11 protein-coding genes are annotated in these 8,535 nt (G+C 63.9%); 10 read left to right on the top strand and 1 reads right to left on the bottom strand.

Annotated elements, in window-relative coordinates:
• Together GSQ83_RS22710 and GSQ83_RS22705 are read left to right on the top strand one after the other, a co-directional pair.
• A partial coding sequence (locus GSQ83_RS22710; protein WP_174246727.1) for an HNH endonuclease occupies nt 1-238 on the top strand: 238 nt, incomplete at its 5' end.
• A gap of 9 nt (nt 239-247) precedes the next feature.
• On the top strand, nt 248-580 hold the full coding sequence (locus tag GSQ83_RS22705) for an antibiotic biosynthesis monooxygenase (protein ID WP_158805274.1): 333 nt from the start codon (nt 248-250) through the stop codon (nt 578-580).
• A 176-nt stretch (nt 581-756) separates the two neighbouring features.
• Here the strand turns inward: GSQ83_RS22705 and GSQ83_RS22700 are convergent, their stop codons facing one another.
• Nucleotides 757-1,245, bottom strand: coding sequence for a 2-oxo-4-hydroxy-4-carboxy-5-ureidoimidazoline decarboxylase (locus GSQ83_RS22700; RefSeq protein ID WP_158805151.1), 489 nt, complete (start codon nt 1,243-1,245; stop codon nt 757-759).
• A 197-nt stretch (nt 1,246-1,442) separates the two neighbouring features.
• Between GSQ83_RS22700 and GSQ83_RS22695 the strand changes: the two genes are divergently transcribed.
• The 8 genes from GSQ83_RS22695 (at nt 1,443) to accC (ending at nt 8,531) form a co-directional block, all read left to right on the top strand.
• Nucleotides 1,443-2,549: a sugar ABC transporter substrate-binding protein gene (locus tag GSQ83_RS22695; RefSeq protein ID WP_158805150.1), complete on the top strand. Its 1,107-nt coding sequence runs from the start codon at nt 1,443-1,445 to the stop codon at nt 2,547-2,549.
• Between the two features lie 70 nt (nt 2,550-2,619).
• Nucleotides 2,620-3,624, top strand: coding sequence for an ABC transporter permease (locus GSQ83_RS22690; RefSeq protein ID WP_254065847.1), 1,005 nt, complete (start codon nt 2,620-2,622; stop codon nt 3,622-3,624).
• Entirely contained in the window at nt 3,621-4,412 is a 792-nt protein-coding gene (locus GSQ83_RS22685) for an ATP-binding cassette domain-containing protein (RefSeq protein ID WP_158805149.1), read from the top strand. The genes GSQ83_RS22690 and GSQ83_RS22685 overlap by 4 nt, the downstream gene beginning before the upstream one ends.
• 285 nt (nt 4,413-4,697) lie before the next feature.
• A complete protein-coding gene (locus tag GSQ83_RS22680; protein ID WP_158805148.1) occupies nt 4,698-5,255 on the top strand; it encodes a NifU family protein in 558 nt (185 codons plus the stop codon).
• 350 nt (nt 5,256-5,605) lie between these two features.
• Nucleotides 5,606-6,211, top strand: a complete 606-nt coding sequence (locus GSQ83_RS22675; RefSeq protein WP_254065863.1) for a malonic semialdehyde reductase — start codon at nt 5,606-5,608, stop codon at nt 6,209-6,211.
• 57 nt (nt 6,212-6,268) lie between these two features.
• Nucleotides 6,269-6,718, top strand: a complete 450-nt coding sequence (aroQ, locus tag GSQ83_RS22670) for a type II 3-dehydroquinate dehydratase (RefSeq protein WP_158805146.1) — start codon at nt 6,269-6,271, stop codon at nt 6,716-6,718.
• On the top strand, nt 6,715-7,182 hold the full coding sequence (locus tag GSQ83_RS22665) for an acetyl-CoA carboxylase biotin carboxyl carrier protein subunit (protein ID WP_158805145.1): 468 nt from the start codon (nt 6,715-6,717) through the stop codon (nt 7,180-7,182). Before aroQ ends, GSQ83_RS22665 begins: the two co-directional genes overlap by 4 nt.
• Nucleotides 7,183-7,190: 8 nt before the next feature.
• The gene (gene accC / locus GSQ83_RS22660) at nt 7,191-8,531 is read left to right on the top strand and encodes an acetyl-CoA carboxylase biotin carboxylase subunit (RefSeq protein WP_158805144.1); all 1,341 of its coding nucleotides are present in this window, start codon (nt 7,191-7,193) and stop codon (nt 8,529-8,531) included.
• Nucleotides 8,532-8,535 lie beyond the last annotated feature (4 nt).

The raw sequence follows: 8,535 nt of genomic DNA, 5'->3' as shown, positions 1-8,535 counted from the left end.
CGTCATCCCGCGTTGCCGAGGTGGGCGGACGACCTGGGATAATGTGGTGACCGCCTGCGGCGGGTGTAATTTGCGCAAAGGTTCCCGCCTGCCGCGCGAGTGCCACATGGTGCCGCGCCGCACGCCGCGGCAGCCAACCACCTGGGAACTGCAGGAAACCGGGCGCGCGTTTCCGCCAAACTATCTACATCAGAGCTGGCGCGACTATCTCTACTGGGATAGCGAGCTGGAGAACTGACCTATGGCTATGTTCGTCGCAATGAACCGCTTCCGCGTCATCAAGGATGAGGTGGCGGCTTTCGAGCAACGCTGGATCGGGCGCGACAGCCAACTCCACACCGTGCCCGGCTTCGTCAGCTTCAACCTGCTGCGGGGACCTGAACGCGAGGATCATATCCTCTACGCCTCCCACACGATCTGGAAGTCGCCAGCCGATTTCGAGGCCTGGACCCGGTCGGAAGCGTTTCGCCAGGCCCATGCCGGGGCCGGGCAGGCGAAACCACTCACGCTTGGGCACCCGGATTTCGAGGGGTTCGAGGCGGTGGGTGGCGCCGAGCGACAGGACGTGGCGGCGCAGTAAGGCGCCTATTACTGGAGCGCTACCCCTCGTCATGGCACGCGAAGGCGTGCCATGACGCCTTCTTCGTCGGGCAAGCAAGGCGTGGATGCTCTGCCTTCGCAGAGCATGACGAGGTAAACAGTGGGCGCTGCTCAAACAATGGATGTGCTGCGCTAGGCGGCTCCAGTGCGAGTCACCTAGGCAGCCCGTTCGCCTCCCGGTCCATCCGCGACGAGGCGATCCAGACGTGCGCCGATAATCTTCACAATTTCATCAATCGCCGTCTGCCGCTCCTCGGCCTCGGTCGCGTGGAGGCGCGCCCGGAGTGCGGCTTTGACGGCCTCGTGTGAGCGACCTCCATCAGGCGCCATGATGAAGGGCTGGCCAAATCGCGCTTCGTAAGCTGATCGCCGCTTAGCGGTCTCAGCATCGTCCTTGGGCAAACTCGGCGCGGCCGCGAAACAAGCCAGCAACGCCTTCTGATCTTCCTCGGGCGCGTTTCTGACCACCGCGGTCAAGGCGCTGAGCATGAGGTGGCGCGACGCGAAAGGCCGCTGCCCTGCCAACCGCGGGGCAATCCAGCCGCTGCCGCAGAGATCGCTGAAAGCCTCGACGAACTCCTCCGTCGGCATCTCGTTCACGGCCGCCATCGGCTGGCGTCCGGAACCGTCTTCGGGTGTCGTCATGGAAGTCTCCCTAAGGATACACGGCCGGTCACTTGTCCGACCATTGACAGGGCAAAAGCTGGCGCTTCAATGTCTCCTCGCAACGGCAGCCAGGTCGTGGCGCGTGGGCGGGTTCGAGCGCCCCCGTTTTCAAGCAAAAACCCCGTCTGGCGGCGTGGCCTCAGGTCGCGCCGGATCAGCGGTCACGGAGGGACACTATGGATTTGGATCGCGATCAACAGACGCCAAGCGAAACTGTCGAGGAATCTGCGGCGCCGCAGGGGTTACAGCGGCGCGGCATGCTGACGGGTGCCATTGCCGGCTCCGCCGCCGCTCTGCTCGCGGGTGTGGCGAGGCAGGCGCGCGCTGCCTCCACCGCCTTCCCGGAGCATCCGCGCTGGAAGTTCGTCTTCGTCAATCACGTGACGACGAACCCCTTCTTCGTGCCGACGCAATACGGCATCGCCGATGCCTGCGCGCTGCTGGGATGCACCTATCAATGGACCGGATCGCAAACCAGCGATGCCGCCCAGATGGTCAACTCCATGAATGCCGCCATCGCGGGCAAGGCGGATGCCATCGCGGCATGCCTTGTCGATCCGAAAGCCTTTGACGGCCCGACAGATCGCGCCCTCGCCGCCGGCATTCCGGTTTTCGCCTATAATGCCGATGTGCCGCTGGGCAGCTCCAACAAGCGCCTCGCCTATATCGGGCAGGATCTCTACCAGGCCGGCTATCAGATGGGCCTGCGCATCGCCGACGAAGTGGGCTCCGGCAAGGTGGCGCTATTCATCGCGACACCGGGCCAGCTGAATATCCAGCCGCGTTTCGACGGCGCCAAGGCGGCGATCGCCAAGTCCGGCAAGGACATCACGATCGAGGAAATCGCCAGCGGCCCGACGGTCAATGAGGAGATCAGCAAGGTCAAGGCGTATTACCTCGGCCACCAGGACGTGAAGGGCATGTATGCCGTCGATGGCGGCACCACCCTCGGTGTGGCCGAAACGATGGCGCAGTATGGCCTCGTCGCGAAGGGCGTGCATGGCGGCGGTTTCGACCTGCTGCCGAAAACGCTGGAGCTGATCAGCCAGGGCCAGATGGATTTCACCATCGACCAGCAGCCCTACCTCCAAGGCTTCTACACGGTGCTCGAGATGTTCCTGTTCAAGGCATCCGGCGGATTGGTTGGACCGGCCGATATCAATACCGGCCTGAAGTTCATCAACAAGGACGGCGTGAAGCCCTATCTGGCGACGAAGACTCGCTACGAGGGCAATTCTGGCCAGCAACAGATCGTAACGTCGTCCGGCCCGATCTCCGGCTGATTATGGAGGCGAGCGGTTCATCCGCTCGCCTCATCCGGCCTTCGGGCGGCTACTGCGTATTGGAATTATCGTGAGCGCACATCAACAGCCTCTCTCTGCGGGCCCCGGTATCGCCGCGCGGACCCTGCATGGCTTCCTACGTTTCCGCGAAGCCAGCATCGTCGTCGTGGCGATTTTGCTGATTATCTATTTCGAGATCTCCAACAGCAATTTCATTACGAACGCCAATCTTCAGACTCTGTCGCAATTCATCTCCGCACCGGTAATTATCGCTTGCGGCGAGATCATGCTGCTGATCTGCGGCGAGATCGACCTGTCGGTGGGCATGGTCTTCGCCATCGCGCCCTTCATCATGTATTTCTGCGCGACCTCGCTGGGTCTTCCGATCATCATTGCGATGCTGATAGCGCTCGCCGTCGCGGGTTGCATCGGACTCATCAATGGCTTCATTACCGTCAAGCTTCGGGTGCCGTCCTTCGTCACGACGCTCGGCACATTGTTCCTGATCAATGGCCTGACGCTGACGATCTCCAAAGGCTTCCCCGTCGATACGCCCGGCAGCCCAGCCTTCGCCAAGATCATGGGAGCGGCGGGTTATGCCGAGATCATCTGGGCGGTGATCATCGTCGCCATCATGCATGTCGTGCTGCGCAATACGCGCTGGGGGCTGCATACAATCGCGGTCGGCGGCAATGTTCTGGCCGCCGCCGAATCCGGCATCAACGTGCCGAAGATCAAGATCGGCAATTTCGTGCTGACCAGCGTGCTGGGCGCCTTCGCCGGCATCGTGGAAGCCTATCGCATCGGCTCGACCGACCCGCTCGCGGGCGGCACGAATATGATGTTCCTCGCGGTCGCGGCCAGCGTCATCGGCGGAACCTCGCTGATGGGCGGCTCAGGCACTATCATCGGCGGGTTGGTCGGCGGGCTTGTGCTGGGCGTGCTGCAGGACGGTTTCACCATCGACGGCATCAATGCCTATACCTTCGACATGATCATCGGCGGCGCGATCCTCATCGCCATGGTCTTCAACATCCATGTCGCGCGGCTGCGTCGCGCAGGGCGGAAGCTATGAGCCAAGCAGCCATCGGCTTGCCGCCGGCCACCGGTCCCGAAGCGCTGCGGGCCGAGAATATCGTCAAGCGTTTCGGCGCGGTGACGGCGCTCAATGGCGTGTCGCTCTATCTCAAGCCCGGCGAGATGCTGGGCATCCTGGGCGATAACGGCGCGGGCAAATCGACGCTCATCAAGATCCTGACCGGCTTCCAGTCGCCGACCAGCGGAACAATGACGGTGGATGGCAAGCAGGTCGCGCTGAAGTCGGTGGATCACGCGCGGGCGCTCGGCATCGAATGCGTCTACCAGGATCTGGCGCTGATCCCGGGCTTGTCGATCTACCACAACATGTTCCTCAACCGGGAGCCGCTGCGGCCCTGGCCCTTCCGGCTGCTCGACAACAAGAGCATGCGGCGCCGGGCCGTCGAGGCGCTGGAGGATATCGGCGTCAACATCCCCTCGGTCGATGAAGAGGTGGCGATGCTGTCGGGCGGACAGCGGCAGGCGGTGGCGATCGCGCGGGCGGTCTATTCCAATGCCCGTATCCTGTTGCTGGACGAGCCTCTCGCGGCGATGGGGGCCCGTGAATCCGGCCTGATCCTGGATTTGATCGACCGGCTGAAGAAGCGTGGCGACCTATCGTTGATCATGATCGCGCATAACTACGCGCAGACGCTGGAAGTCTGCGATCGGGTGATGCTGTTCCAGCATGGCGAGGTAACCTTCCAGGCCAAATCGGCCGAGACCTCGGTGCCGGAGCTGCTAGAAGTGGTGAAGCGCAACTACAAGATCGTGCGCGGCGCCTGAGAGACCATTTGAAAATGCGCTGCCCGCGCATTTTCCGAGTCTGCGCCGGCCCTCACCCCCACCCGGTCACCCATCAGCATACTGTCGTGGGTGGCCGGATGGGGGCGAGGGCCCGCGCAGACTCAAACGGTCCCTGAGAGACTAGCGGAGCCCTGCCGGAAGCGTCTGGCAGACCTCCGCCCGTCAGCTTCGTCTTGCATTGCCGCACGCCGAGGAGGATGAAGGGTACCGGACCAGCGGGGTCCTGTATCCCGCGCATATCCCTCCCGGAGCGCCGAAACCGCCATGTTCATCGAGACTGAAGGCACCCCCAATCCCGCGACGCTTAAGTTTCTGCCCGGGCGGGACGTGATGGGTGCATCCACCGCCGATTTCGCGAGCCCCTACGCCGCGGATCGCAGCCCGCTGGCGAGCGCGCTCTTCGAGCTGCCCGGCATTTCGCGCGTCTTCCTCGGCCAGGACTTCATCACGGTCACCAAGACCGAGGATGAGGATTGGGCGGAGCTTAAGCCGCAGGTGCTCGGCACGCTGATGGAGCATTTCCTCTCCGGTCGCCCGGTGGTGAACGAAGCCGCCGTGATCGCCGAGGAGGAGATCCTCCCCGAGGACCGCGAGATCGTCGACCAGATCAAGGAATTGCTGGATACGCGGGTTCGCCCGGCAGTCGCAAGCGACGGCGGCGACATCGTGTTCCATGGCTATCGCGATGGCGTTGTGAAACTGCACATGCAGGGCGCCTGCAGCGGCTGCCCCTCCTCCCGCGCCACGCTGAAGCACGGCATCGAGAACATGCTGCGCCACTACGTGCCGGAAGTGACGTCCGTGGAGCAGGTCGAGCTTTAGGCATCGGGCTGCGGTCGCCGGAGCAATCGGGCTTACCCGCCGCGAAGGCGCGCTATCCGCGAAGTCCGGCCGGCATTGCCCGAGGCGGGGCGCGTGCTATCACTCCGGCTTTCGTGGAGACCGGTGCGATGGCTGAGACGCTTGAACCTGAAACTGCCAGCGTCGCAAAAGCAAGCGCCGAGCACGTCTCCGTAGAAGCTCCTGTCGTGCCCACCGGCGATGAGGACATCGTTTTACCGCACGAGCCCGAACGCGTGGCTGCCGTCGATGAGCCTATCGTGCCGACCGGCGACGAGGATATCGCCTTCCCGACTGAGCCCGAGACCGAGATCGAGGCCGCGCCCGAGGTCATCCCGGCGCCTGACTTCACCGAGGCCGACCGTGAAGTCCCCGGCCTCCCGCTGCTCTTTATCGACGCGCGGACCCCGATCGGCTGGACTGACCGTCCGGTCGAGGACAGCACCCTCCGCCGGCTCTACGATCTCGCCAAGCTCGGGCCGACCTCGGCCAATTCCTCGCCTGCCCGTTTCCTGTTCCTGCGCAGCCGGGAGGCCAAGGAGAAGCTGCGGCAGACCCTGTCGCCGGGCAATGTCGAGGGCGTCATGGCCGCGCCGGTCACGGTGATCGTCGCCTATGACCCGGTTTTCTACGACAATCTCTTCCGCCTCTATCCGCAGGCCGATGCGCGGTCCTGGTTCGCCTGGAACGACGAGTTCTCGCAGGAGACCGCCTTTCGCAACGGCACGCTGCAAGGCGGCTACCTTATCGCGGCGGCACGCCTGCTCGGGCTCGACTGCTGGCCGATGTCGGGGGTCGATACCAATCGCGTCGACCAGCTCTTTCTCGACCCGCGCGGCTGGCGGTCCAACTTCCTGGTGTCGCTCGGCTATGGCATTCCGCCCGAAGGCCCACGCAACCCGCGCCTCACCTTTGACGAGGCCTGTGAGCTTCTCTGAGGGCGGCACGGGCGGGAAGCCATTGGCCCCGGCAATCCGCTATGCTAGGCGCGGGTGATGGTCGCCCCTCTCGTTGCCGTGCTCAACGGCCCCAACCTCAACATGCTCGGCTTGCGGCAGCCGCAGATTTACGGTGCCGCGACGCTCGATGACATCGAACAGCTTTGCGCTGAGACAGCCGAGGGCCTCGACCTGGCGATCGATTTCCGCCAGACCAATGGCGAGGGCGAGTTGATCTCGTGGGTCCAGGAATGCCGGGGACGGGCACAGGGGATCGTGATCAACCCGGCCGGCTACAGCCATACCTCGGTCGCGCTGCTCGATGCGCTGCTATCTACGGAGTTACCCGTCATCGAGGTGCATATCTCGAATATCCATCGTCGGGAGCAATTCCGGCACCATTCTTATGTGTCGACAATGGCAACGGGTGTGCTGTGCGGATTCGGAACACATGGTTACGCCCTGGCATTGACCGCGATGGCCCGGCTGCTGGAGGATCGTTCATGAGCCGGTTGTCGTTCGAGCCCGAGGATATCCGCGAACTCGCCGCCATTCTCGACGAAACGGGCCTGACCGAGATCGAGATAGCGGAGAAGGATCGCCGCATCCGCATCGTGCGGACGCCGGCCACCGTCGCTATGCACCATGCACCCGTGGCTGCCGCACCGCCGCCTGCTCCGGTCGCTGTCCCACCGCGCGCCCTGCCGGAAACCATCGCAGAACCCGAGGTTGATCACCCGGGCGCCGTCGCCAGCCCCATGGTGGGTATCGCCTATCTTTCCTCCGATCCTGAGACACCTCCGTTCGTTACTCTTGGGCAACGGGTGGAGGCTGGCCAGACGCTGCTTCTCATCGAAGCGATGAAGACCTTCAACCAGATCAAGGCGCCGCGCGCGGGCACTGTCTCCCAGATCGTGGTGCGCACCGCGACACCGGTGGAGTTCGGCGAACTCCTCATGATCGTCGACTGACACACGCGATGTTCCGCAAAATCCTGATCGCCAATCGCGGAGAAATCGCGCTTCGCATCCAGCGCGCCTGCCGCGAGATGGGGATTGCCTCCGTCGCCGTGCATTCGACGGCCGATGCCGACGCGATGCATGTGCGCCTCGCGGATGAAAGCGTCTGTATCGGGCCGCCGGCGGCGCGGGACAGCTATCTCAACATACAGGCAATTCTTTCTGCCGCGAGCGTCACGGGGGCCGACGCCATCCATCCTGGCTATGGCTTCCTCAGCGAGAATGCTAGCTTCGCGGAGATGGTGGAGGTGCATGGCTTCGCCTTCATCGGCCCCTCGGCCGACCACATCCGCATGATGGGCGACAAGATCGCGGCCAAGACGGCGATGATGCGGCTGGGCGTGCCGCTGGTGCCGGGATCAGATGGCGCCTTGCCCGATCTGGAAGCGGCGCGGGAAGTCGCGTCCCGCATCGGCTACCCGGTGCTGATCAAGGCGGCGGCGGGCGGTGGCGGACGTGGCATGAAGGTCGCGCCGACCGCCGCCGACCTCTCCGAAGCCTGGTCCGTGGCCCGCGCGGAATCCAAGGCGGCCTTCGGCAACGACGCCGTATACATGGAGAAGTATCTCGACCGGCCGCGCCATATCGAGATGCAGGTGCTCGCCGACACCCACGGCAATGTGGTTCATTTCGGAGAGCGTGACTGCTCGCTGCAACGCCGCCATCAGAAGGTTCTGGAAGAGGCCGGTTCGCCTGCTTTGTCCGCCGAGCAGCGCGACGCGCTGGGTGTGACAGTGACCAATGCGCTCAAGGAACTCGGCTACCGCAACGCCGGGACACTCGAATTCCTGTATCAGGACGGGCAGTTCGCCTTCATCGAGATGAACACGCGTCTGCAGGTCGAGCATCCGATCACCGAAATGGTCTGCAACGTCGATCTGGTGCGCGAGCAGATCCGCATCGCCGTCGGGGAGCCGCTTGGCTACGCGCAGGAGGACATCCAGTTCTCCGGCCATGCCATCGAATGCCGCGTGAATGCCGAGGATCCCGAGACCTTCATGCCCACGCCGGGCGTGGTGAGCGTCTACCATCCGCCGGGCGGACTCGGGGTGCGGGTCGATAGCGCGCTCTATGGCGGCTACCGGGTGCCGCCTTATTACGATTCGATGATTGCCAAGCTGATCGTCCACGCGCCCAACCGCGCGCAGGCCATAGCGCGCATGCGGCGTGCGATCGACGAGTTCGTGGTGAGCGGCGTCAAAACCACCCTGCCCCTGCATCGCCGGATCCTGGACGATCCGACCTTTCAGGCTGGCGACTACACGATCCACTGGCTCGAGCGTCTCGTCGCGGGCGGCTGAGTGG

The organism is Acidisoma sp. L85 (genome assembly GCF_009765865.1).
Lineage (GTDB): Bacteria > Pseudomonadota > Alphaproteobacteria > Acetobacterales > Acetobacteraceae > Acidisoma.
The sequence above is the reverse complement of the archived record's forward strand: the minus strand, read 5'-3'. Positions and strand labels throughout refer to the sequence as shown.

Excerpts from the sequence above, each read along its gene's own strand:
- GSQ83_RS22705 (WP_158805274.1), top strand. The coding sequence starts at position 248 with ATGTTCGTCGCAATGAACCGCTTCCGCGTCATCAAGGATGAGGTGGCG.
- GSQ83_RS22700 (WP_158805151.1), bottom strand. The coding sequence starts at position 1,245 with ATGACGACACCCGAAGACGGTTCCGGACGCCAGCCGATGGCGGCCGTG.
- GSQ83_RS22695 (WP_158805150.1), top strand. The coding sequence starts at position 1,443 with ATGGATTTGGATCGCGATCAACAGACGCCAAGCGAAACTGTCGAGGAA.
- GSQ83_RS22685 (WP_158805149.1), top strand. The coding sequence starts at position 3,621 with ATGAGCCAAGCAGCCATCGGCTTGCCGCCGGCCACCGGTCCCGAAGCG.
- GSQ83_RS22680 (WP_158805148.1), top strand. The coding sequence starts at position 4,698 with ATGTTCATCGAGACTGAAGGCACCCCCAATCCCGCGACGCTTAAGTTT.
- aroQ (WP_158805146.1), top strand. The coding sequence starts at position 6,269 with ATGGTCGCCCCTCTCGTTGCCGTGCTCAACGGCCCCAACCTCAACATG.
- GSQ83_RS22665 (WP_158805145.1), top strand. The coding sequence starts at position 6,715 with ATGAGCCGGTTGTCGTTCGAGCCCGAGGATATCCGCGAACTCGCCGCC.
- accC (WP_158805144.1), top strand. The coding sequence starts at position 7,191 with ATGTTCCGCAAAATCCTGATCGCCAATCGCGGAGAAATCGCGCTTCGC.